This is a genomic window from Bradyrhizobium sp. 154 (assembly GCF_023073875.1).
Taxonomy (GTDB): domain Bacteria; phylum Pseudomonadota; class Alphaproteobacteria; order Rhizobiales; family Xanthobacteraceae; genus Bradyrhizobium.
The window spans coordinates 187730-211242 of the sequence record NZ_JADPKG010000123.1 but is presented as its reverse complement, the minus strand read 5'-3'; the positions used below and the strand labels follow the sequence as shown (position 1 = coordinate 211242).

26 protein-coding genes are annotated in these 23513 nt (G+C 64.3%); 11 read left to right on the top strand and 15 right to left on the bottom strand.

Going from position 1 to position 23513, the window contains the following annotated elements; genetic code table 11:
* Nucleotides 1-119 precede the first annotated feature (119 nt).
* Nucleotides 120-272, top strand: coding sequence for a hypothetical protein (locus tag IVA92_RS34955; protein WP_212025333.1), 153 nt, complete (start codon nt 120-122; stop codon nt 270-272).
* Here the strand turns inward: IVA92_RS34955 and IVA92_RS34950 are convergent, their stop codons facing one another.
* The 3 genes from IVA92_RS34950 to pxpB are packed head-to-tail and all read right to left on the bottom strand — an operon-like array spanning nt 273 to nt 2840.
* Nucleotides 273-1043 carry a 5-oxoprolinase subunit PxpA gene (locus IVA92_RS34950; protein ID WP_247275644.1) on the bottom strand — a complete coding sequence of 257 codons (771 nt, stop codon included), beginning with the start codon at nt 1041-1043 and terminating at the stop codon, nt 273-275.
* 31 nt (nt 1044-1074) lie between these two features.
* On the bottom strand, nt 1075-2112 hold the full coding sequence (locus tag IVA92_RS34945) for a biotin-dependent carboxyltransferase family protein (protein WP_247275643.1): 1038 nt from the start codon (nt 2110-2112) through the stop codon (nt 1075-1077).
* A complete protein-coding gene (gene pxpB / locus IVA92_RS34940) occupies nt 2109-2840 on the bottom strand; it encodes a 5-oxoprolinase subunit PxpB (RefSeq protein ID WP_247275642.1) in 732 nt (243 codons plus the stop codon). The genes IVA92_RS34945 and pxpB overlap by 4 nt, the downstream gene beginning before the upstream one ends.
* A gap of 248 nt (nt 2841-3088) precedes the next feature.
* On the opposite strand from pxpB, the gene IVA92_RS34935 reads away from it, so the two are divergent.
* Nucleotides 3089-3787, top strand: a complete 699-nt coding sequence (locus IVA92_RS34935) for a ribonuclease activity regulator RraA (RefSeq protein WP_247275641.1) — start codon at nt 3089-3091, stop codon at nt 3785-3787.
* Nucleotides 3788-3811: 24 nt separating this feature from the next.
* The gene (locus tag IVA92_RS34930) at nt 3812-4216 is read left to right on the top strand and encodes a cupin domain-containing protein (RefSeq protein WP_247275640.1); all 405 of its coding nucleotides are present in this window, start codon (nt 3812-3814) and stop codon (nt 4214-4216) included.
* Nucleotides 4217-4373: 157 nt separating this feature from the next.
* Here the strand turns inward: IVA92_RS34930 and IVA92_RS34925 are convergent, their stop codons facing one another.
* The 3 genes from IVA92_RS34925 to IVA92_RS34915 form a co-directional block, all read right to left on the bottom strand.
* Nucleotides 4374-4730 (bottom strand): hypothetical protein, encoded by a 357-nt coding sequence (locus IVA92_RS34925; protein ID WP_247275639.1) that lies wholly within the window; start codon nt 4728-4730, stop codon nt 4374-4376.
* 180 nt (nt 4731-4910) lie between these two features.
* Complete coding sequence (locus tag IVA92_RS34920; protein ID WP_247275638.1) at nt 4911-5783, bottom strand: DUF2147 domain-containing protein; 873 nt, start codon at nt 5781-5783, stop codon at nt 4911-4913.
* 171 nt (nt 5784-5954) lie between these two features.
* On the bottom strand, nt 5955-6734 hold the full coding sequence (locus tag IVA92_RS34915) for a transporter substrate-binding domain-containing protein (protein ID WP_247275637.1): 780 nt from the start codon (nt 6732-6734) through the stop codon (nt 5955-5957).
* A 105-nt stretch (nt 6735-6839) separates the two neighbouring features.
* Between IVA92_RS34915 and IVA92_RS34910 the strand changes: the two genes are divergently transcribed.
* Nucleotides 6840-7337, top strand: coding sequence for a DUF1993 domain-containing protein (locus tag IVA92_RS34910; protein ID WP_247275675.1), 498 nt, complete (start codon nt 6840-6842; stop codon nt 7335-7337).
* A gap of 52 nt (nt 7338-7389) precedes the next feature.
* On the opposite strand, the gene IVA92_RS34905 is transcribed toward IVA92_RS34910, so the two are convergent.
* From IVA92_RS34905 to IVA92_RS34880, 6 genes are all read right to left on the bottom strand, one after another.
* On the bottom strand, nt 7390-7863 hold the full coding sequence (locus IVA92_RS34905) for a hypothetical protein (RefSeq protein WP_247275636.1): 474 nt from the start codon (nt 7861-7863) through the stop codon (nt 7390-7392).
* 168 nt (nt 7864-8031) lie between these two features.
* Nucleotides 8032-9021: a hydroxyacid dehydrogenase gene (locus IVA92_RS34900; protein WP_247275635.1), complete on the bottom strand. Its 990-nt coding sequence runs from the start codon at nt 9019-9021 to the stop codon at nt 8032-8034.
* A gap of 34 nt (nt 9022-9055) precedes the next feature.
* A complete protein-coding gene (ugpC, locus tag IVA92_RS34895; protein ID WP_247275634.1) occupies nt 9056-10156 on the bottom strand; it encodes a sn-glycerol-3-phosphate ABC transporter ATP-binding protein UgpC in 1101 nt (366 codons plus the stop codon).
* Nucleotides 10157-10176: 20 nt separating this feature from the next.
* A complete protein-coding gene (locus IVA92_RS34890; protein ID WP_247275633.1) occupies nt 10177-11088 on the bottom strand; it encodes a carbohydrate ABC transporter permease in 912 nt (303 codons plus the stop codon).
* The gene (locus IVA92_RS34885; protein WP_247275632.1) at nt 11088-12026 is read right to left on the bottom strand and encodes a sugar ABC transporter permease; all 939 of its coding nucleotides are present in this window, start codon (nt 12024-12026) and stop codon (nt 11088-11090) included. The genes IVA92_RS34890 and IVA92_RS34885 overlap by 1 nt, the downstream gene beginning before the upstream one ends.
* Nucleotides 12027-12174: 148 nt before the next feature.
* Complete coding sequence (locus IVA92_RS34880; RefSeq protein ID WP_247275631.1) at nt 12175-13515, bottom strand: extracellular solute-binding protein; 1341 nt, start codon at nt 13513-13515, stop codon at nt 12175-12177.
* Nucleotides 13516-14000: 485 nt separating this feature from the next.
* On the opposite strand from IVA92_RS34880, the gene IVA92_RS34875 reads away from it, so the two are divergent.
* Nucleotides 14001-14801 (top strand): Spy/CpxP family protein refolding chaperone, encoded by an 801-nt coding sequence (locus IVA92_RS34875; protein WP_247275630.1) that lies wholly within the window; start codon nt 14001-14003, stop codon nt 14799-14801.
* A 112-nt stretch (nt 14802-14913) separates the two neighbouring features.
* Nucleotides 14914-15291: a response regulator gene (locus IVA92_RS34870; protein ID WP_247275629.1), complete on the top strand. Its 378-nt coding sequence runs from the start codon at nt 14914-14916 to the stop codon at nt 15289-15291.
* Between the two features lie 135 nt (nt 15292-15426).
* On the opposite strand, the gene IVA92_RS34865 is transcribed toward IVA92_RS34870, so the two are convergent.
* The 3 genes from IVA92_RS34865 to glk form a co-directional block, all read right to left on the bottom strand.
* Nucleotides 15427-15582, bottom strand: a complete 156-nt coding sequence (locus IVA92_RS34865; RefSeq protein ID WP_247275628.1) for a hypothetical protein — start codon at nt 15580-15582, stop codon at nt 15427-15429.
* Between the two features lie 149 nt (nt 15583-15731).
* Entirely contained in the window at nt 15732-15935 is a 204-nt protein-coding gene (locus tag IVA92_RS34860) for a hypothetical protein (RefSeq protein ID WP_247275627.1), read from the bottom strand.
* 150 nt (nt 15936-16085) lie between these two features.
* Nucleotides 16086-17072 carry a glucokinase gene (gene glk / locus IVA92_RS34855; protein WP_247275674.1) on the bottom strand — a complete coding sequence of 329 codons (987 nt, stop codon included), beginning with the start codon at nt 17070-17072 and terminating at the stop codon, nt 16086-16088.
* Nucleotides 17073-17337: 265 nt separating this feature from the next.
* Here glk and pncA point away from each other — a divergent pair, with 265 nt between their 5' ends.
* The 5 genes from pncA to IVA92_RS34830 all read left to right on the top strand — a co-directional run bounded on the left by pncA (nt 17338) and on the right by IVA92_RS34830 (nt 23059).
* Nucleotides 17338-17964, top strand: a complete 627-nt coding sequence (gene pncA / locus IVA92_RS34850) for a bifunctional nicotinamidase/pyrazinamidase (RefSeq protein WP_247275626.1) — start codon at nt 17338-17340, stop codon at nt 17962-17964.
* A gap of 13 nt (nt 17965-17977) precedes the next feature.
* Nucleotides 17978-19093 (top strand): alpha/beta fold hydrolase, encoded by a 1116-nt coding sequence (locus tag IVA92_RS34845; RefSeq protein ID WP_247275625.1) that lies wholly within the window; start codon nt 17978-17980, stop codon nt 19091-19093.
* Between the two features lie 161 nt (nt 19094-19254).
* Nucleotides 19255-21288, top strand: a complete 2034-nt coding sequence (locus IVA92_RS34840) for an NAD(+) synthase (RefSeq protein ID WP_247275673.1) — start codon at nt 19255-19257, stop codon at nt 21286-21288.
* 35 nt (nt 21289-21323) lie between these two features.
* Nucleotides 21324-21701, top strand: coding sequence for a GrlR family regulatory protein (locus IVA92_RS34835; protein WP_247275624.1), 378 nt, complete (start codon nt 21324-21326; stop codon nt 21699-21701).
* Nucleotides 21702-21793: 92 nt separating this feature from the next.
* On the top strand, nt 21794-23059 hold the full coding sequence (locus IVA92_RS34830) for a DUF1236 domain-containing protein (protein WP_247275623.1): 1266 nt from the start codon (nt 21794-21796) through the stop codon (nt 23057-23059).
* Nucleotides 23060-23513 lie beyond the last annotated feature (454 nt).

The following is a 23513-nucleotide window of genomic DNA, read 5'->3' as shown; positions in this document are numbered from 1 at the left end:
AGAATATGCATCTGCAATGAGCCTCCTATGAAGAAGCTCATCGCTTTTTCTGTCGACGTCTTGCCGGCACCCCCGGTTGATCCATCATAATCCCGCAAATGGGGCACTGGAGATCGACCATGCGCGAATTATCGGCCGAGGCCAGACTGCACTTCTACGCGCGCTCGCTCTCGCGTCGGACCGGGACGAGCATGCATCATGTCGCGCTCTATAGCGCGTTCGCCGTCATCGCGGCGATCGTGTTCGGCACGTTGTCGGTGCATCCGTTCTGATCACGCCCCGCGCTTGAACGGCGCGACCTCGATCCCCGCATTCTTCAACGCCTGACGCACACCGCGCGCGATCTCGACGGCGCCAGGCGTATCGCCGTGGATGCAGACCGTGTCCGTGCGCATCTTGATCACCTTGCCGGTGACAGAGACCACCGCGCCGTCCTGCACCATGCGCACGACGCGATCGGCGATCGCCGTGGCATCGTGCAGCACCGCGCCGGGTTTCTTGCGCGAGACAAGATTGCCGTCGTCCTCATAGGCGCGGTCGGCGAACACCTCGTGCACCATCGGCAGATTGGCCGCTTCGCCGGCCTTCACCAGCTTCGAGTTCGCGAGCACGACGAAGATCAGGCTGGGATCGACCGCCTTGATGCCGGCGGCGATCGCCTTCGCCGTCATGTCGTCCTCGCAGGCGACGTTGGAAAGCGCGCCATGCGCCTTCACATGCGTCACCTTGTACCCGGCTGCGGTCGCGATCGCCTGCAACGCGCCGATCTGGTAGGCGACGAGGTTCTCGATCTCGGATGCCTTCAGCCCCGCGATCGGATGCCGGCCAAAGCCGTGCAGATCGCGGTAGCCGGGATGCGCGCCGACCGAGACGCCGCGCGCTTTCGCGAGCTCCACCGTGCGGCGCATGATGTCAGGGTCGCCGGCGTGGAAGCCGCAGGCGACGTTGACCGAGCTTGCCAGCTCGATCATCGCCGCGTCATTGCCCATCTCCCACGCGCCAAAACCTTCGCCGAGGTCGCAATTGAGATCGACTGTCTTCATGGGTGCTCTCCGCCTCTGGTCTTGTTGCCGTTCACGGTTCCGCGGCGACCTGCCACGTCCCGGCATCGACGGCGCTCACGGCATAGCCCGCAACGTTAGCATCGCTGAGCGCCTCGATGTTGAGCGAGGTGGTGTCGGCAGGGCGCAGGCGATCGGGCAGGCTGCGGATCAGTTGCGCGAACTTGCGCGCCTCGTCCTGCGCCTCGGCCATGCTGACCGCCTTGAAACGGAACGCGGTTCCCGCCGAAGTCTGCGCGAGCCGGCCGACATCGGCCGTGATGACGGTTGCGATCTTCGGATAACCGCCCGAGGTGCCGCGATCCATCATCAGCACGATTGGCGCGCCATTGCCGGGCACCTGGATGCTGCCATTGACGGTGCCGTCGGAGACGATGTTGTGGCCGTGCAGATGCTTGATGGCGGGGCCCTCGAGGCGGTAGCCCATCCGATCGGAGGTTGCCGAGATCTTCCACTCGCTGTCTAGGAACAGCGCCTTGTTGGCGTCGTCGAATTCGTCGTCCTGCGGGCCCAGCAGAACACGGATCGGGCCGCTCACGGGCTTCGGCAACTCGATCCGCAGCTCGCTCGCGCCGCTTGCGGCATCAATGTTGAATTCGTCGCCGGCCTGGAGCGGGCGCGGGTAGGGGCTGCCGAGGCCCGCGCGCGCATTCACGGCGAGGCTGCCGAACACCGGCTCGCCCTTGATGGCGCCCTCGATCGCGAGATAGGTGAAGGCGCCGCCGCGGGCAAAGCCCAGCGTCAGAGTCTCGCCATCCTTCAAGATCACCGATGTGTCCATGGCGATCGGATTTCCGGCGACGTCCGCATTGCGCGGCGCGCCCGATATCGCGATGCGCACGGCGCCATCACGTGCGGTGAAGGAGGCGCCGAACGGGCCGATCTCGACGGCGGCCGCAAACGGCCCGTTGCCGACAAGCGTGTTCGCCGCAGCAAGCGACAGCCGGTCCATCGCCCCGCTCACCGTCAGTCCATAGCGCTGCGCGCCGTGGCGGCCGCCATCCTGAACGGAGCTTGCGGGCCCGATGCTGGTGACGACGAGCCGGCTCATGCGACCACCTGGTCGGCGACGATTTCGCCGGCTTCAGCAGCGCGGTCCAATTCTTCGAACGTCTTGTGGTCGATGGCGTAAAACGTCACGCGATCACCGGGTTCGGTGAGGAAGGTCGGATTGCGGTGGAGCTGATAGGTCCGCACCGGCGTGCGGCCCAGAAGGTGCCAGCCGCTCGGGGCGGCCAGGCATTGGATTCCGGCCTGGACGCCGCCGATCGAGATCGTGCCGGCGGGCGTCAGCACGCGCGGATTCTGTCGCCGCGACATGTGGAGAAATTTATCCAGCCCGCTGAGATAGGACCAGCCCGGCGTAAAGCCGATCATGGCGACCTTGTAGTCGCCGGCGACGTGACGGGCGACGATGTCGTCGGGGGTGGTGTTGAGCGCCTTGGCGACATCCTCGAGGTCGATGCCGTGCTCGCCGCCATAGGCGACGGGAATGCGCCAGCGGCGAGCCTTGGTTGCCGGAGGCAGCTTCTGGCTCGCGAGCGCGAGCAGCTTCTCGCCGAGCGCGTCGAAACCGATCTTGCCGGGATCGTAGTGCACCAGCAGCGAGCGATAAGTCGGCACGGCCTCAGTGATGCCGTCGATCGGGCTTGCGACAAGCGCCTTGTCGAGCGCCAGCACGCGCTGGTTGGCATCATCGTCGATGGTGCGGCTGAACTCGACCGTGACGGCGCTGTCGCCACTGGGCAAAAGGCGGGGCGGGGGAAGCGTCGAGGCCATGAGCTGTCGAAATCGGACTTCTGAAGAATGCGGTCCCCAGCGTTCGAGTTCCGCTTCGTCCTGCTTCGCGTAAATGCGCCCGCAAGTCCAATAAATTAATGCAAGGGGACACGATAAAGCCTTGTTATCGCGTCGCATAATAGCCCGGCGGCCCTGCGTTATTGCTAGCCTCTTGGCCCTTGACGCAAGGCGCCCGGCTCGCAAGATGCGCGCGTTCTTTCCCGCCCATCCGGAGCTCGTCTGTTTCCATGTCGCTGTCCCCCGAAGCCCGCAAAACCCTCGTCGGCATCACCACCGCCACCATCACCACGGTCCTGCTGAAGAAGGGCCTGCGCAATGTGTGGATGCGCGGCGCGCGTCCGTTGCGACCGGGCCTGCCGCGCCTGGTGGGTCCGGCCTTCACCCTGCGCTTCGTGCCTGCGCGCGAGGATCTGGCGACGCCGGAATCCTGGTCATCGCCGATCTCGACCCGCACCGCGATCGAGGCAATGCCCGAAGGCTGCATCGCCGTGGTCGATGCCATGGGCATCACCGATGCCGGCATCTTCGGCGACATCCTCTGCGCGCGCATGGTCAAGCGCGGCGTGACCGCGCTCGTCACCGACGGCGTGGTGCGTGACGTCGAGGGCGTGCTTGGCACCAATCTTCCGGTCTGGTGCGACGGCTATGCCGCGCCGCCGTCGGTTGCGGGCCTCACCTTCGTCGGCTGGGGCGAGCCGATCGGCTGCGGCGGCGTCGCGGTGTTTCCCAACGACATCGTGGTCGCCGACCAGGACGGCTGCGTGCTGATCCCGCAGGCGATGCTCGATCACGTGCTCAACGAGGGTGTCGAGCAGGAGCGGATGGAAGCCTGGATCGTCAACGAGGTGAACAACGGCGCCATGCTGCCTGGCCTCTATCCCATGAATGCCGAAACCAAGGCGCGCTACGCCGCCAGCAAGAAGTAACCGGGAAGGAACGAGGTAATCCCCATGGAGATCACTATTGCAGGCACGCGGCCGACCCGCCGTGCGCCGAAGGAAAACTTCACCGGCACCGTGTGGCAGGACCCGGTCATCATGGCGCCCGCGCCGGCACGGCTGAACTGCTCGCGCGTTGCGTTCGAGCCGGGCGCGCGCACCAACTGGCACCATCATCCGCTCGGCCAGACGCTCTACGTCATCTCCGGCGTCGGGCGCGTGCAGTCCAAGGGCGGCCCGATCCGCGAGATCCGCCCGGGCGACACCGTCTGGATTCCGCCGGGCGAATTGCACTGGCACGGCGCATCGCCGACCAACGGCATGTGCCACATCGCCATGCAGGAAGCGCTCGATGGCGTCTATTCGACCTGGCTGGAGCCGGTCACCGACGCCGAATATGGGGCAGCGGTCGGCTAAGGCGCTCGCGTGCGGGGCAAGGTGTATCGCCCCAGGGCGATGCATCGCCGATCCCGAGACCGGAAATTTGGGACTACCCGAGCGCTGGGTTCCGGCTCTGCGCAGAGACGCCGTAGCGCGTTTACGGGCGTCCTGGCTGCTTGTCCCCGCGGCACCATCACATTCTTTCCGCCGTCCACGTCCCCCTGCACATGGCGCCACGCCAGGTGCCGGAGCCGGAAGTGCCGGTGAGCCGGCCGAAACCGACGGCGCGCTTGATGCCGGTGCTCAGCGTGACGTTGATGTTGCCGGCATCGGCGACGCGGCCCGACGCCGTCACCGCGGCGCTGCTCGATGCGATGTGACCATTGTTGATTCCGATCGAGACGGTCGCGCCGTCGCCGCAGGCCTGGATCGAGGAGGCGATGCGGACATTCCATGCACCGTCGAAGGCGGAGCCCGCAGCATCGGCCTGCGCGAGCGGGAAGGCGATAGTGACAATGGTGGCGAAGAGAGCCTTGCGAAAGCCGTTCATGACACGCCCCTGTGTTTGACCGTTCGGGGATCGTGACATGGACCGGGAACCGGCGATGTGAGGGCTGTCACGTGTGCAGGAGGTTGAGTGAGGTTGCTCACCTCGCAACAGAAGGGCGCGTAAAAACAAAGGGACCCGCATCGGGGCCCCCTTGCATTGGTCAGAACGATCAGTCCGATCTCAGTTCACCCGCGTCCAGGTCTGGCCGCCGCAGAACATGCCGCCGAAGGCGCAGCCCTGCACGCGCAACCGGTCGGTGCCCTTCATCGCGATCGTCGAGTCGTAGGTCGAGCCGGAATTGGGGTCGAGGATGCGGCCTGACCATTTCTGGTCCTTGCCGGGCTTCATGTTGATCAGGACCTGCTCGCCGTTCTGGTTCGATTTCGAATCGACCGAATAGCCGCAGAGATTGGTGCCGCATTGCTCGATGCGGACCTTGCCTTCCTTCTCCTCCGTGAGCCAAACGCCGAGCGGCGAATTCAGATCGCGCGTGGGCGCGGCTGCCGGAGCAGGCGTGGCTGCAGCCGCCTGAACGGGAGCGGGGGCAGGCGCCGGCGCGGGTGGCGGAGGCGGCGCCGGTGGTGCGGCAGCCACGGTCGGGGCGGGCGGTGGCGTCACAGCGGGCGCCGCCTGCTGCTCGACGGGAGCAGCGGCCGAAGGCGGCGCAGGGGGCGGCGCCACGGCCGTGTCGGCGGGCGTGTTGTTGGCGGTGGCCGGTGACGGAGCGGGTGGTTGCGGCGCTGCGGGCGGCGCTGCTGCGGCGGCGGGTGCAGGCGCCTGCACGGCCGCGGGCGGCGCGGCGGCGGGAGCGGGGGCAGGTGCCGGAGCAGCAGCCGGCGCTTGCGGATCCACCGTGGCCTGCTGCGGCGCCTGCTCGTTCTTCTTGGCCTTCTTGGCCTTGCCCTGGCCGGTGTTGTCGTACAAGCCGGGGATCTGCACCGTGCCGCGGTCGGGATCGATGCGGATGGTGCGCCCGCCATATTCGAAAGTGTATTGTGCCTGAGCAGCCGTGCTCGCCAACAGGAATGCGGCCGTAGCCAACAGCTTCCTCATTTCGCATCTCCTGAACAGATGGTCCCCGGACTGACGCATACGCTCCGGTTCGATCGCAAAAAGTGATCTAGATCACTTTCATCCGTATGAGTCGTGCTGCAATGCGTTCGGGTTCAATACGCCCGGAACCCGTCCACAGTTTGGCCGAAGCGAGCGACAGGGCGACGCAGCCTAGTTGAACCAGGCGGCATAGATCTTCTTGTAGCTGCCGTCTTCCATCGAGATGTGCAGCCATTGGTCGACGAAGGCTTTCAACGCGACATCGCGCTGCAGCCAATAGGCCTTCTCCGAAAAATCGAACGGCTTTTCAGGGTGCACCGCGCAGAGCACGCCGGCATGCTGCTTCTGCTGGTATCGCGTCTCGGAGGCGTCGGTCATCATCAGATCGGCGTTGCCCTTGGCGATCTCGTCGAAGATCACGGTGTTGTCGGCAAAGACGGTGATCTCGGCATCCTTGATGTTGGCGCGCGCGAAGCGTTCGTTGGTGCCGCCCGGATTGACGATGATTCGGGTGCCCTTCTTGTCGATGTCGGCGATGCTCTGGTACTTGGCCGTGTCGGCGCAGCGCGCGATCGGCGTCTTGCCCTCCCGCATGATCGGCGTGGAGAAGAAGCCTTTCTTCTGCCGGTCGAGCGTGACGGAGACACCGCCCATGGCGATGTCGAACTGGTCGGCCTCGAAATCCTTCATCAGCTTCGGCCAGGCCGTCGGCACGAATTCGACCTTGACGCCGAGCGCCTTGCCAAGGGCCTGCGCCATGTCGACGTCGAAGCCGCTGAATTGCTGCGTGGTCTTGTCCAGATAGGTGAAGGGCTTGTAGTCGCCGGTCATGCCGACGCGCAAGGTGCCGCGCTTGACTATCTCGTCGAGGCGCGAGGGCGCCTGCTGCGCGTGCGCCGAGAGATTCACCAGCAACGCCACGGCCAAAGCTGCCCAGATTCGAACGATCATCTCTTTTCCACCCGTGCCCGAGCTGTCATTGTGCGGGGTGGATTTAGACCAGATGCCCGTCGCTGGCGAGGCGGAATTGAAGGGAATTCAGAGGTGACGATCTCGATGTACGAGGCCTCGGTAGGCCTCTTCGTGCCGTACTTGCGCAACCTGTCCGGATTGCTCGACAAGGGCGTGGCCTATGCCGAGACCCGCAAGTTCAATCCGGCGGTTCTGCTCGGTATGCGCCTGGCGCCGAACATGTACGATCTGGCGCAGCAGGTCGGCGAGGCCTGCCGCCATGGCGTGGTCGCCCCGGCCTTGCTGGCGGAGCGCGAACCGATCACGCTGCCGGTGCTGGAGCACGACATGGCCGGACTTCAGGCACGCATCGCGACGTCGATCGAGTTCATCGAAAGCCTGCCGCGCGCCGAGATAGACGCGTCGGCCGAACGCAATGTGTTCTTCAAGCTGAAGAACGGCACCGAGCTGCCATTCACCGGACGAACGCTGCTGCTGACCTTCAGCGTCCCGCAGTTCTTCTTTCACGTGACGACGGCCTACGACCTGTTGCGGCACGCCGGCGTCGAACTCGTGAAGAAGGATTATCTGGGAAGGAAGTAGATGCTCGGCCTTCACCTCTCCCCGGCGGGGAGAGGTGTACAGCGACGTAAACCTACGCTTCGCCCTTGCGCTCGAATTCGGCGAGCGAGCTGCGGCCGGCAATTTCGCTGCGCAGCTCTTCGAAACGCCGATGCGCTTCGTGCTCCTGCGCGTCGACGAAATGCACGGCGGCTTCGCTCGTCATCGGGCCGCTAACCACGGGCGCCGACTGCTCGCCGATGGTCTCGTGGACGTAGAATTGGCCGTCGTCGCCGCGATGGACTGTCCATTTGAGGCGGATCGCCACCATCGGGCCCGGGCCGACCTTGCTGTAGCCATCCGCATCAGTGTGCTCCGGCACCAGCGGCTGCTCCTCGACCACTGGATGCTCGTCGACAATTGGCTGCTCGTCGGCGGCGATGTGCTCACGTTCACCAGCGACCATCATTTCGGTCTCGGTCTCCCGTACGACGAGAACGGGCTCGGGGTGCTCTAAAATGCTGGCGATGGTCGCCAGCGCGTGGTCGGTCGGGTCGATCTCTGCCAAGGGTCCATCCTCCAGCTCGACGCGGCCGGCTGGTCTGTCCCACTGCCGGTGCGCCCTGGCTCATTACGCGCGTTTGATTAAGGCTGAGTTGGGGCTCGATCTGCACCAAAATGGGACGGTTTTTGGTCGTCCCAAGCGAGCGCCTGCGCCGCCCGCCCGGAGTTCGGCTCAGCCCAGCACGTCCTGGTTGATGACGTTCTGCCGGATGGGATCGCCGTCCAGCGCACTCAGGATGTTGCGCGCGGTCTGCTCGCTCATGCGGCTCACGGCCTCGATGGTAACGCCGGCAACATGCGGGGCCATGATGACGTTGGGCAGGGCAAACAGTGCGTTGCTGAGCGGCGGCGGCTCCACCTCGAACACATCGATACCGGCACCGGCGAGCTTGCCGGAGACCAGCGCGTCATAGAGCGCGGCCTCTTTCACGATGCCGCCGCGCGCGGTGTTGATGAGGTAGGATTTCGGCTTCATCCCGCCGATCCGTGCCGCATCGAACAGGCCGACCGTCTCCGGCGTCTTCGGACAATGGATGGTGACGAAATCGGCATGAGGCAGCGCGGCATCGAAATCGGCGACGGGCTCGCAGCCGGCGGCCTTGATATCGGCAGCCGGCTTGTAGGGATCATAGACCTGTACCTTCATCTCCATCGCTAGGCAGCGCTTGGCGGTGCGACTGCCGATACGGCCGAAGCCGATGATCAGCACGGTCTTGCCGTAGAGATCGAACGGCAGCATGCCGAGCCGGTCGGCCCATTTGCCGTCCTTGACGCAAGCGTGCAATTCCTGCGCGCGCTTCGCCAGCGTCAGCATCATGAACAGCGCGGCTTCCGCGACCGAGGGCGAGTTGGCACTGCCAGCGACCATCAGCGGCACCTTGCGGCGGGAGAGGGCGGGCACGTCGACGGCGTCGTAGCCGACGCCGATGCGGGTCACCACCTTCATGTCCTTCGCGGCGTCGAGCTCGGTCTCGCCAAAGGCGGTGGCGCCGAGCGCGACGCCATGGACCGGTGCATGGCTCTTGAGCAGAGCCTCGAAGTCCTTGGCGGAGATCAGGTTCGGAAACTCGACGAGCTCGATATCGTCCCGCTGGGTGAGGAGGGCGCGTGCCCCTTGCGACAAAGTTTGCGTAACGAAAATCTTCTTCTTGTTGGTCGCCATCGTCTCCTGCCTGCGCGAGTTTCTTGGACCGGCATCACAACACGACGCCGGACGCCTCGTTTAGCAGGTGCATGTTGTTGAGGTCCATCGCCAAACGCATGGGTGCCCCGTCCTTGGCGCCGGCATTGGGATCGACGCGGCCGCAGACCGGCGTGCCGTCGAGCCCGAAATAGACCAGCGTCTCCATCCCCATCGGTTCGGTCACGTCGAGCACGGTCTCGAAGGTTTCGACGCCGGGCGCGAGATGCGCATGCGACTCGGTGAGGTGCTCGGGGCGAAGGCCCAGCAGCAGCTTCTCGGTGCGCGGCAGAGTCTTGTAGCGTGCGGCGCGGGCTGGGGGCAGCGGGAAAGCGATGCGGTCGGTGAGACGGATCTGGAGCGTGCCGCCGACGTCCTCGAGCCGGCACGGAATGAAGTTCATCGCGGGCGAGCCGATGAAGCCCGCGACGAAGCGTGTGGCCGGCTTGTGGTAGAGCTCGTTCGGCGTGCCGATCTGCTCGATACATCCCTTGTTCATCACAACGACGCGGTCGGCCAGCGTCATCGCCTCGACCTGGTCGTGGGTGACGTAGACCGTGGTGGTGCGCACCTTCTGGTGCACCTTCTTGATCTCGATCCGCATCTGCACGCGCAGCTTGGCGTCGAGATTGGACAGCGGCTCGTCGAACAGGAACACCTTCGGATTGCGCACGATGGCGCGGCCCATCGCGACGCGCTGGCGCTGGCCGCCGGATAGCTGCTTCGGCTTGCGATCGATCAGGTCGGTGATGTCGAGGAGCCGGGCGGCCTCGGTCACTCGCGCCTTGATCTCAGCCTTGGGATAGTGCTTCAGGCGCAGGCCGAACGACATGTTCTCCGCGACCGTCATGTGCGGGTAGAGCGCGTAATTCTGGAACACCATGGCGATGTCGCGGTCCTTCGGCGGCACGTCATTGACGACGTCGCCGCCGATCATGATGTCACCGTCGGTGATGTCCTCGAGCCCTGCGATCATGCGCAGCGTCGTCGACTTGCCGCAGCCGGAGGGGCCCACCAGCACGATGAATTCATGATCGGAGATATCGAGATCGATGCCGCGCACGGCTTCGACATCGTCGTAACGCTTGATCACCTTACGCAGGGAAACGTCGGCCATTGCACTTCAACCCCTCAATTTCAACCCTTCGTCGCGCCGGCGGTCAGGCCGGCAATGTAATAGTCCATCAGGAAGGCGTAGATGATCAGCGGCGGCGCGGCGCCAAGCAGCGCGCCGGTCATGATCTGTCCCCAGTTGAAGACGTCGCCCTTGATCAGTGTGGTGGTGATGCCGACCGGCAGCACGAGCTGATCGATCGAGGTCGTGAACACCAGCGGATAGAGGAACTGGGCCCAGGACACCGTAAAGGCGAAGATGGTCGCCGCGATCAGCCCGGGCAATGCAACGGGAATGAAGATCCGGGTCAAGGTCTGGAGCCACGAGGCGCCGTCGATGAGGGCGGCTTCATCGAGCTCCTTCGGGATCGAGGCGAAATAGCCGATCATGATCCACGTGCAGAACGGCACCGTCAACGTCGGATAGATGAACAGCAGCACGTACCATCGGTTGAGCAGCGTGATGCCGGTGTAGTCCTGGACGACCCCGAGCATCTTGAACAGCGGGATGAAGAGAAGACTGTCCGGGATCAGGTAGGTAAGAAAGACACCGGTGGCCAGCGTCGCTGAGCCCCAGAACTTCATCCGCGCCAGCGCAAAGGCCGCGGGGATGCTGATCAGCATCGTGATGATCACGACCACGATCGACACGATCGACGAGTTCCAGAAGAAGCGCAGAAACTGGTTCGAGCTCAGCAGCTCGACATAGTTCGACAGCGTCGGGTGGAACACCCACCAGGGATTGGTTGCCGCCGATATCTCCGCGCTGCTCTTGAGCGAGGTGATCAGCATGTAGATTGGCGGCGTCAGGAAGAAGATCGCGAACAGCACCAGGAAGAAATAGGACCAGCGCAGCGCCCAGGCGCGGTCGCGGCTCATGCTGCCATACTTGATCTTGCGGGAGGGGCCGGCCTTGTCGATTGCGAGCGTGCTCATCAGGCTTCGTTTCCGCGTTTGTTGACATCGCGCAGGATGAAGATCGCAGCGACCGCCAGGATCGGCACCATGAACAGCGAGACACAGGCGCCGAGCGGAATGTCGCTGCTCTGGATGCCGACCTGGAACGCCCAGGTGGCGAACAGATGCGTCGTATCCAGCGGACCGCCTGAGGTCAGGATGCGCACGATGTCGAAATTGGCGAAGGTGACGATCAGCGAGAACAGCGTGGTGATGGCGATGATGTTGCGCATCATCGGCAAGGTGACGTACCAGATCCGCTGCCACCAATTGGCGCCATCGATCGCGGCGGCCTCGTAGAGTTGATCGGGGACGGATTTCAGCGCGGCCAGATACATGATCATGAAGAATGGCGCGCCGTACCAGATGTTGACGAGGATGACGGAGAAGCGTGCCCAGAAGGTGTCGCCGAGCCAGGGGATCGGGCCGACGCCGAAGAAGGACAGCGTGTAATTGAAGGCGCTGTAGGAAGGGTCGAACAGCCACAGCCAGGCCAGCGTGCTCATCGCCGGTGGGATCACCCAGGGCACCAGCAGCATGCCGCGCCATTTGCGCTGGCCCTTGGCCGGAATGTTGTGGACGAAATGCGCGACGATGAAGCCGATCAGCGCCTTGAAGATCACGGCCGTGATCGCGAAGATGCAGGACTGCTGCACCACCATCCAGAACGTCTCGCGCTTGAACAGGAAGGTGAAGTTGCCGAAGCCGACGAACTTCGTCATCGACTTGTTCAGCGTCGCCAGATGAACGGAATAGAAGGCGGGGTAGAGCACGAGCAGCGCGATCAGGAGGATCAGCGGCAGCGTCAGGAAAAACGCCACCGTCGATTTGCGCCCGAGCGCATTGCGCAGGCTCGATCCCCTGCGGGCGCCCGCCGCACGGGCGACGCGACCTCGCTCAACGACGACATCGGCCATGTCAGATTCCTTGGATTAGTCTTTCTCTATGCTCTTATGCTGTCCAACCGTGAAGCCGGCCATGCGGCTTCACGGTCAAGCGGATTGAAGCATGCAGCCCGGGCAGCTCACGCACGTGACGCGAGCCGCCCTGTCAGCAGGCCCCGGCCTAGCTCCGCATGAAGCCTTCGCACTCGCCCTCGGCCCAGGCGAGCGCCTGCTCCAACGTCTCGCCCCGCGCATAACGCAGTGCCATTTTGGTCAGCGTCGCCTGGAAGTAGATCTGCTGTGCGATCTTGGGCGGCGCCGGCGATGCCGCGATCGACAGCGTCTGATGCTTGTGCGGGTCCGGATAGTGATAGAGCGTTCCCTTCGGCGGCCCTTCTTCCGCCCAGGTCTTGAACTTGGTCATGTTCGCATACGCCGGCAGATCATAGCCGCCGCTCACCGCGACGAACTTCTCGATCGATGACGGCGCGGACAAGTGAACGAGCAGGCTCTTGGCCGCCTCCTTGTTCTTGCCGAAGCTCCAGACGCCCCAGAAGTACGGCAGGTACGGCGCAAACCGGCCCTTCGGACCGGACGGGAAGCCGTGCGTCCAGCACTGCTCGGCGACCTGCGGCGCATCGCGCTTGGCAACAGCCCAGGCGCTCGGCGGATTCAGGATCATCGCACCACGGCCGGAGATCAGCCATTTGTTGTTCGAAGCGTCGTCCCAGGAGGGTGCATCCGGCGGCAGGAACGCGATCAGCTTCTTGTAGAATTCCATGGCCTGGCGAACCTGATCGGTCTTCACCGTGATATCGCCCTTGGCGTTGACGAGCTCGGCCCCGAAGGACTGAAAGATCGCGCCGGCGGTATCCACGCTGTCGGTGGTCTCGCCGAGGCCGATGCCGAATGCAAAGCCAGCCTTCTGGCAAGCCTCGGCTGCCTTCAGGAAGGTCTCCATGGTCCAGTTGTCCGCCTTGGGCGGGCTGCCGGCCGGGTACATCTCCTGTACGTCGATGCCGGCGTGCTGCTTCATCAAATCGATGCGGGAGCAGGGCCCCTTGATCTGGCTGCCGGGGGTCGCGGGCACCGCGAGCCATTTGCCGCCCGAATTCCCGAGATATTTGACGGTGCCGTTCACCTCGCCATTCTGCTTGAGGAGCGGCTCCACGACGTCGTTGAGCGGCTCGAGATTCTCGGCATAGGCCTGCGGCCACCAGCTCGGCATCTGAAGAATGTCATGACCCGACTTGGCCTGGGCTTCGGCCGCGGCGGTCAGCTCGATCTTCTTGTTGTTGCTGGTGATGTAGTCGATGGAGACTTCCACCTTCTCCTTCGCGGCCCATTCGTTGACGAGATCGGTCGAGGCCTTGTTGGCGCCGGGCACCCAATGGTCCCAGAACCCGATTGAGAGCTTGCCGGCGGCGTAAGCGCCTCTGACATAAGGCGCCGTGATCAGCGCCGCGGAGGACATTGCAGTGGCAGCCACAAATTGACGTCGCGTCAGTGTCTTGCGTGACATCTCGTTTCCTCGCTTGGGTGTTGTTGTTGGAGTTTCCTCTGAGAGACTTCTTTCTTGAGTTCTCGTTGTTGGATTTTCTTATTGGTGCCGTCGGCCCGCGTCGGCATTTCACGCGAGGTCGCAGCAAATTGGTAGCGCGATCAGATCATGATTGATCGCGTCTGTCGAGAAAGCCGAACGGCTCCTCGTCTAGAACTATTGGTGTGCCCGGCAGGATCGCGAGCGCATTCACGACCGTGTGCTGCAGGCAAACCGCGGACGTTCATTTTTGCGGCGCACACTTCGCGCAAGCGAGCCCTCGAACGATCTGTGCGCAATTACGCCGCAGTTTCGAATAAGCCTGCATAACCGCTTCGCGCGAAAGACTTTTCGGGCGTGGACGGCGATTGGTGGCGTCTGGACCTCGGCGCGGCGGAAACGATAGAGTTGCAATTGTCATGGGCCTTTCGCCGGAGAGGCCAGCCAGATCGACGATGGAGACGAGAATGATCAAACCGGTGCTGCCAGCGCGGCTTCACCTGCGACGATGGTTTGCGCTGGGGTCCGTGCTCGCGCTGCTGCTGGGCGTCGCCGCGGTGGCGAACGCCCAAGGTCTGGTCAAAGGCGTTCAGGAGGGCGCGGCGGCCGGAAACAAGGCGGCAGGTCCGGTCGGCGGCGTGCTTGGCGGCGCCATCGGCGGCGTGGTGGGCGTCTTCACCGGCGTGCTCGGCGTCGGCAACAATGGCAATCAGGCGCCGCCGCCCAAGGAGGCCAGCAAGGATGCAAGCAAGGATGCCAAGCAGCCGGGCGGCAAGGACAAGGACGCCAAGAGCGCCAAGGCGGGGAAGGGCTCCAAAGCGAGCAAGGAAGCGAAGAACGCCCCGCAGAATGGCAAGGACAACAAAGAAAATAAGGATGTCACGGTTCTCACCCAGACCGGCGCTCCGCAGCAGAGCGCGGAACAGATCGTTGCCAACAGCGATGCCTATATCGAGCGGATCAAGACCGAACTGAACCTCACGCCCGATCAGGAGAAGCACTGGTACGGCTTCTCGAGCGCCATGCACTACCTCGGGCATAATGGTGCAGAGCGGCTCAACCTTCGGGTCGCGCGCGCCAAGCGCGATCCGCCCGACGACATCATCGAGCAGATGCGCAACGAGGCGCAGTTCCTGATCGACCGGGCGGCCGACCAGCGCAACGTGGCCGACGCGGCCGAGCCGCTCTATTCGAGCCTCGATGACAAGCAGAAGCAGGTGTTCATTCAGGAGATGGTGCGCCTGAGCCACGAGCGAGGACTGGATTGATCAAGTTGAATCGGATCGGGCGCGTCTGAATTAAGGGCGGCGGCCACGAATTCGTGTATCCTCTCCGCAATTCGGTTATGGTTAGCTTCGTAAGGCTGACTGCGGGGTTGATATGGCGGACGGACTCTCCGTTTTCCTGGTCGAAGACGAGGCGTTGATCCGGATGATGATCGCCGACATGGTGGAGGAGCTCGGCCACCGCGTCGTCGCGGAAGCGGACAATGTCCGCGACGCCAGCGCCTTTGCCATGACCGCGCAGTATGATCTGGCCATCCTCGACATCAATCTGATGGGCGTCTACGTCGATCCCGTCGCCGATCTGATCGAGCGACGCGGAAAACCGTTTCTGTTCGCGACGGGTTATGGACCGGAGCTGCTGCCGTCCTTGCTGCGGCGAAGGCCGATCCTGCGCAAGCCGATCGCGATGGATCAGCTCAAGGCGATGATCGATTCGATGTTTCCGGAAGCCACAGAGAAGGCGCCGCACTGAGTGATGGCGTGGACGCCTCCCTGGTGACGGCGTAGACGCCGCACTGGTGACGGCGAGACGCCGCACTGAGATCGCCAAACGAAAATGGCCGCCCGTCGGGGGGGCGGCCATTTGGCGAAACAGCTCGGCGCGCTGTCAGATCAGGCCGGCGCTGAGATCGATGCCACGCGCGATCAAGCCGAACGAGACGGCCAGGCCCGTGCAGCAGAACAGCAAGATGGTCTTGAACGAAGAAACGGCGAACCGCGCTTCGACGGCGGCCGGCATCACGGCGAGCGAGATCATGCTCATGTTCACTTCCCCCCTTATTGGTTATTGACCCTGATTTGCCTCAGGTGGGGGAACTCTTAGAGCAAAAAGTTTGACGCCAGATTGCGAGGCATCGTTAATGAAGTCGCAATCGCCTCGTGTTCTCACGCGCCGGGACGAGCTCGCAAGCCTCAGTTGCGACCGTTTCTCAGCACCGTGGCAATGGTGTGCGCCGTCATGGCGGCGCGATCCGAAGCGCGCTGGGCGGCCAGCCGGTCCCTTGCCTTTTCCTCGATCAGGAGCTCGATCAGGGCCAGCCGCTTGTCTTCGTTGTCCGCCTCCCGCAGCAGGCGGTGATAGCGGTGATAGTCGAAACCGAAATCCTGTTTACGCATGCCACGCCCCCGCAACTACGCCACACACAGACAGGATTGTTTCGCATCGGAAACGCGCAGGCAAGCACGATCCCGCGCGGAATCGGGTGTACGCGGCAATCAGTTGTGAATTGCTGGACCGCGAGAGGGCGCTTCCTCCGCTCAATTTAGTCAATTTGGATTGTGCTGGGCGAACATCTTGAGGCCGACGAAGCTCGCATCAGGCTTGATCACCAGCCTGGTCGGGATGTTGCGCAAGTAATCCTGGAAGCGTCCCTTGGCCTCGAAGCGTGCTCGGAATGCGGACGCCGCGAGGAACTCGGGAAAACGCGGCACGATCCCGCCGGCGATATAGACGCCGCCGCGGGCGCCGAAGGTCACCGCGAGATTGCCCGCGACCGAGCCGAGGATGGCGCAGAACATGTCGAGCGTCGCACGGCTGACGGGGCAATTGCCCTCCAGCGCGGCCTTGGTGATGGCGGCAGGATCCCGATGTGGTACCTGGGCGCCATCGACCTCCGCGAGGGCCTCGTAGAGGCTTTGCAGGCCAGAACCTGAGAGCGCGCCGCGCTCGATGGAGACATGGCCAAGGCGCTTGCGCAGACAGGCGATCACGCGTTCCTCGCGCTCGTTCTCCGCCGGCAGGGTGGCGTGACCGGCCTCGGTCACGACCGCCAGCCGTGCGCCATGGCGCTCGACCAAACAGGACACCCCAAAGCCGGTTCCGGGCCCGACCACCAGCAGGGGCTCTCCGGGCAGGCCATCCTGCCCGCCAAGCGGAATGAGGTCGGCAGGCTGCAAGGCGGGAAGAGACCAGGCCACCACTTCGAAGTCGTTGAGCACGTGGACGCTGTCGAAGCCGAGCGCAGCTTGCAGCTCGTTGCCGTCGATGACCCACGGACTGTTGGTCATGACGCAGCGATTGTTGGTGACAGGGCCGGCCACCGCCAGCACAGCTCTTCGGGGCTGCCCGCCGGAGAACCTGCGAGCGAGAACATCGACGATGGCCTCCCGAACGGTCGGGAAGTCGGCGACCTTGACGTAGTCGATCGGTCCGGTCGGATCGCTGTTACTCGATTCAGCCTGGCTCAGCGCGAAGCGCGCATTGGTGCCGCCGATATCGGCGAGTAGAATTTGTCCTGTCTTGCCGATCGTCATGGCCATATGGCTGCCGCAGCCGCACGGGCTGCGGGAACCGCTTCCTCCGCTCTCTGATCGCAAATTGCGAACGGCTGTCAGAATCCGTCCCTGGGTGCAGCTAGTCAACACGGTTGATGTCAAACCGTTGCACCCTGAGCGCCTTTCCGGGACCAATTCGCGGGTGCTTCCTCACGGACCAACGGTTGCGCAGCAGCGCGGGAAGGCGGACACTAGGGGAAGCGCGCCTGGCGCCTTCGCGCCGGCAGATGCAACGAGACCAGCGATGAAGATTTCCGACCGCGACGTGCTGCTGGCGATTGACGTGCAGAACGACTTCTGCACCAACGGGGCGCTCGCCGTTCCCGGCGGCGAAAAGGTCGTCCCCGCCATCAACCGAGTCGCCCAAAAATTCGCCAATGTGGTGCTGACTCAGGACTGGCATCCGCGGGATCACGTGTCATTCGCGGCCAACCATGCCGGCAAGCAGCCGTTCCAGACCATCGAGCTCGACTACGGCACCCAGGTGCTCTGGCCCTCTCATTGCGTGCAGGGTACGACGGGCGCTGAATTCCACCGGGAGCTCGACGTTGTCGGCGCGAGCCTGGTGGTGCGCAAGGGCTTTCGCCGCGGCATCGATTCCTATTCGGCGCTGTTCGAGAACGACCATAAGACGCCGACCGGACTGCTCGGTTACTTGCGCGAACGCGAGCTGAAGACCGTCTTCGTCGCCGGTCTGGCGCTGGATTTCTGTGTTCGCTTCTCGGCGGAGGACGCCCGCACGGCCGGTTTCGAGGTCGCCGTCGTCGAGGACGCCTGTCGCGGCATCGATCTCGACGGCTCCGTGGCTGCCACCCATAGGAGTTTTAAGGATCGCGGCATTTCGGTCGTGAGCCTCGAGGCGTTCCTGTGAGGATGAGATAGCCATGGTGGAGAAGGCCGGCAGACAGCCAGGCGGACCGGGGCATGCGCCGGATGACCCGATGCTGTGGCCATTTGCGGCGGCGCGACTGGCTATGGACGCCTGTTTCTGGTGGCTGGAGCGCGGAACTGCGGAGCAGGGCGAGAGCAGCTTGCCGTGGACGACGCCCAGCACGGTTGCGCTGGAGCTTGCGACCATGCGCCTGCGCGATTTCACGCAGACGCGGTCCGGTCAGCCGGCGCTGGTCTGCGCACCCTATGCGCTGCATCGGGCCCCGATCGCCGACTTCGCGCCTGGCCACAGCGTGGTGCAGTCGCTGCAAAATGGCGGCATCGACCGCGTCTATCTCACCGACTGGCGGTCAGCCACGCCGGAGATGCGCTATCTCTCGATCGACAGCTATCTGACCGATCTCAACGTCGCCATCGACGAGATCGGCGCGCCGGTCGATCTCATCGGGCTGTGCCAGGGCGGCTGGCTGTCGCTGCTCTATGCGACGCGCTTTCCGGCCAAGGTGCGGCGGCTGGTCCTGGTCGGCGCTCCGGTCGATCTGTCGATCGACTCGGCGCTGTCGCGGCTCGCCCGCAACGCACCCGACCTGGTATACGACCAGCTCGTCGCTCGCGGCGGCGGCAATGTCAGCGGCGAGGAGATGCTGCGCTTCTGGTCCAAGGCGCCTGACAGCGACGATATCGCAGTGGCGTTGCAGAGGGGACTCTCGGACGAGGAGGGCGCGACCCTACTCGCGCGCTTCGACCGCTGGAATAGCGAGACGCTCGATTTGCCGGGCACTTATTACCTTCAGATCGTCAACTGGATTTTCCGGGAGAACCGGATTGCCGGCGGCAAATTCGTCGCGCTCGGCCGCCCGGTTGACCTGAAGGACGTCAAGGCGCCGATCTTCCTGCTGGCCGGGTTGGACGACGACGTCGTGCCGGCTGTGCAGGCGCTCGCCACCGCTGATCTCGTCGGCACCCCGCCGCCTTTCATTGCGGCAGCTTCCGAGCCGAGCGGTCATCTCGGCCTTTTCATGGGGGCGCGGACCCACGCCCATGCCTGGCCTCGGATCGCCGAATGGCTGCGCGATGATCTGTCCGGGGTCTTGGCGCGCAGCGCCTGACGTCGCGGGCGCCGGCTGGCCGACATGCAAATCGGTTATGCATGATGGCGGATGGCCTGCACGGGCGCCGGTCGATGGGCTACATATGATGCGGTGCTGGCGGCTGCGGCTAGTGGCGCAAGAGGTTGAAGAGATTGCAAGGATTGAAGGTACAGCGCTTGATGTCTTTCCACTCGATCTATGCCCATGGATTTGCGCGCGTAGGGGCCTGCGTCACCACCTCCCGCGTGGCCGACCCCTCGGCCAATGCGAAGACCGTCCTGGTGGCGGCCAATGCCTGCCACGAACAATCGGTGGCGGTTGCCGTGTTTCCCGAGCTGTGCCTGTCCGGCTACGCGATCGAAGACCTGGTCAAGCAGGATCCGCTGCTCGATGCGGTCGAGCGCGGGCTCGCTGCGATCGCCGAGGCCTCCGCGGCACTGATGACGGTCCTGATCGTCGGCGCACCGCTGCGCTTTGGCCATCGCATCTACAATTGTGCGGTCGTCATCCATCGCGGCACCGTGCTTGGCGTTGTGCCCAAGAGCTATCTGCCGACCTACCGCGAATTCTACGAAGGACGGCATTTCGCCTCCGGCGCGGGCATCGCCGGAGAGACGATCTCCTTTGGCGGGCTGCATGCGCCGTTCGGCGTCGACCTTCTGTTCTCGGCCGAGGACGTTCCGGGCCTCACCATCGGCGTCGAGATCTGCGAGGACATGTGGATTCCGGTGACGCCGGCATCCGAGCTCGCGCTCGCGGGCGCCAGCGTGCTGATCAACCTCTCGGGCAGCCCGATCACGATCGGCCGGGCGCGCTCGCGCGCGCTGCTGTGCCAATCGACATCGGCGCGATGCCTCGCAGCCTACGTCTATTCCGCCGCCGGAGCAGGGGAATCGACCACCGATCTGGCCTGGGACGGCCAGACCTCGATCTACGAGAATGGCGTGCTGCTGGCCGAGGGCGAGCGGTTCCGCCAGGACGGCCAGATTACGCTGGCCGACGTCGATCTCGACCTGCTCAGGCAGGAGCGCGCGCTGATGGGCACGTTCGACGACAATCGCCGCCAGCGAGAGGCGTTTTTCCGCAAGGTGACATTCGCGCTGAAGCCGCCCGCCGCCGACGTCGGCTTCCTGCGCAAGGTCGAGCGGTTTCCGTTCGTGCCGAGCGACGAGAGCCTGCTCGAGCAGGATTGCTATGAGGCCTACAACATCCAGGTCGCCGGCCTCGTTCAGCGGATGCGTGCCACCGGCACCAAGCGCGTCGTGATCGGCGTCTCCGGCGGGCTCGATTCCACGCACGCCCTGATCGTCGCCGCCAAGGCAGTCGATCTCCTCGGCCTGCCGCGCGAAAACATCCTGGCTTACACCATGCCGGGCTTTGCCACCGGCAGCGAGAGCAAGACCCACGCGCTGGCGCTGATGAAGGCGTTGCAGACGAGCTGGCAAGAGCTCGACATCCGCACCACGGCCACGCAGATGCTGAAGGATATCGGCCACCCCTTTGGCAAGGGCCAGAAGGTCTACGACGTCACCTTCGAGAATGTGCAGGCGGGCCTGCGCACGGACTATCTGTTCCGCCTCGCCAATCATCACGGCGGCATCGTCATCGGCACGGGCGATCTCTCTGAACTCGCGCTCGGCTGGTGCACCTATGGCGTCGGCGACCAGATGGCGCATTACAACGTCAATGCCGGCGTGCCGAAGACGCTGATCCAGCATCTCATCCGCTGGGTGATCTCATCGAACCAGTTCAGCGACAACGTCAACCGCACGCTTGGCTCGATCCTCGCTGCCGAAATCTCTCCAGAGCTGGTGCCGGTGCAGCCTGGCGAGAAGCCGCAGAGCACGGAAGCGTCCGTCGGGCCCTACGAGCTGCAGGATTTCAACCTGTTCTACACGCTGCGCTTCGGCATGCGTCCCTCCAAGATCGCCTTCATGGCGCAGCACGCCTGGAAGGACGTCGCCACGGGCGAATGGCCGCCGGCCTTCCCGAGCGACCGGCGCAGGGCCTACGATCTTCCCGAGATCCGGCGCTGGCTCGAGGTATTCCTGCGTCGCTTCTTCGCTTTCAGCCAGTTCAAGCGCTCGGCGATGCCGAATGGACCGAAGGTTTCGGCGGGTGGGTCATTGTCGCCGCGCGGCGACTGGCGGGCCCCGTCGGATGCGAGCGCAGCGGCATGGCTTGAGGAACTTGAACGGAACGTGCCGAACTGATCGGCGCGGCGCATGGACATTGAGGGGACGATCGGATGCCAGTCGGAGAGGGGGCGGGTGAGGAAGCCAAGGTCGTCAACGGCCTCTACATCTTCGACATCGAAATGCGCGACGGCAAACGCGGCCAAGCCAGGGGCGTGGTCGTGCTCTGCGACGGGCGCATCATGGGCGGCGACAGCTATTTCTATTACACCGGCAGCTACACGTTCCGGAACGGCAAGTGGCGCGGCGACATGATCGTCAATCAGCATACCGAAGCCATCGGCAAGACCCTCGCATTCGGCGGCAGGGAGGTCACCTGCGGTTTCTCGGGCGACTACTCGGCCGGCGGCGCCGAGGTCGAGGGCATGGCGCTGGTCGGCAAGACCACCGTGACATTCACGGCCCGCCTCACGCTGAAGGACGCGATGTAAGCCCCGCGTGATCTGCTCCCGTTCCTTGGCAGGAACCTTCGCACCCGCAGAACGTTCGCGTCTGTTGCTGTGAATTGTCGAGGAGAGGGACCATGCGCAAGCACTTGATGTTATCGACTGCGGCCGTCGGACTGATGCTCGCCTCCGGCTTGGCCTACGCCCAGGCGCCCGGTGAGCGCAGAGACGAGCCGAAACGGACCGAGGAACCGGCCAAAGGCGCTGCGCCGCAGCGCGGGGGCGCGGCCCAAGGCGCTCAAGAGCGGGTTCAGGAGCGCACGCAGGGCGCCCAGGAGAGACTCCAGGGAGCCGGTCGCGAAGAGAAAGGCGGCGCGGCCAAGCGCGAGGCCAACGAAGACAAGCGCCAGCCAGCTACAGCCGCCGAACGTGATCAACCGAAGGCGAAGGATCAGGCACAAGAATCTCGCGAACCTTCGCGCGATCGCAATCGCGAGGCCGAGACCGCCAAACCTGGGCGCGACAGCGGCAAGAGCAGCGCAGAGACGAAGCAGGACAAGTCCGCGCCGCAGAAATCAACTGCCGAGTCCGAGAAATCCAAGGCCGGCCCCGCGGGCCAGCAGAACGAGCGCAGTGGGGCTGCGGCCAACCAGAACGAGCGCAACCAGACCCAGCCGCCGCGCAACGCCGCCGAACAACAGCCGCCGGCGCAACAGAACAACCGCCCGGCCACCGCGACCGACACGAACCGGACGGCGCCGACCAACAATGCACAGACTGCGCCGGCGACGGGCACGCAGACCAATCAAGCCAATCAGACCACCCAGACCAACACGCAGGTTAATCAGCAGACCAGCATGACGTCTGAACGGCAGGTGCGGATCTCTGAAACGGTAAGCCGCGCGCGCCTGGCGCCACCAGAGCGCAACCTGAGCATCGCGATCCGGGTGGGTGAGACGATCCCTTCGCGCGTCCGTCTGCATCGGCTGCCGCCTGAGATCGTGTCGATCGAGCCGGAATATCGCGACTATGAGTATTTCGCGACGGATGACGACGTCGTCATCGTGGAGCCGCGCACGCATCGCATCGTCAGCCAGGTTCCGCGGGATCCGTCGCGGGCTCGTGCACAGATGGGCGGCAGCGCCGGCCAGAGCATGGCGGCCGCCGGCGGGAGCAATGTGAACTGCCGGATCATGCGGCGCGATGCCTCGGGGAACGTGGCCGAAGCAGAGCCGTCAACCGTCGGCTCGACTGCGCGCACGGATTCGCTGAGCGTGACGGTCCAGATGCCCGGCGGCGGATCGTCCGCGCCGATTGCCCTCGGCGCTCCCGCGGGTGACATCGTGGTCGCGTCGCAAGGGCAGGGCGACTGCACGGTGACAATCGAGCCGCAGACGCGCTAAAGCATGATCCGGAAAAGTGCGAAGCGGTTTTCCGAAAAGATCATGCTTAAACAGCCGCATGAAGCGCGATGACGATTCATCGCGCTTTAGGCGCCGGGCCGAACGACGACGCTGAAACGAGAACGCGCCGCCCGGCTGAACAGCCGGACGGCGCGCATCGCGTTCAATCTGAAAAGTTTCGAGGTCCGGAGTGCCTAGGAGTCCGGACCTCGTCACCTTGCCCCAGCCTTCAATCCCCCGCCCCATGTGGTCCCCCAACCCCATGTAGCGCGATCAGAGGGTGATGCCCGTGGAAGTGGCCGCCGATCGATGTCCCGCGATGTACGCGAAGGTTGGTTAGGCTTCCATTCCGGATCACTACGGACACGCCCGCGCCGTTTGAACATTGACGCGTTCGTCCGCGCATGCCGCGATCCTTGCCGCCTGAATGCGATGCGAGCAGATGTCCACATCT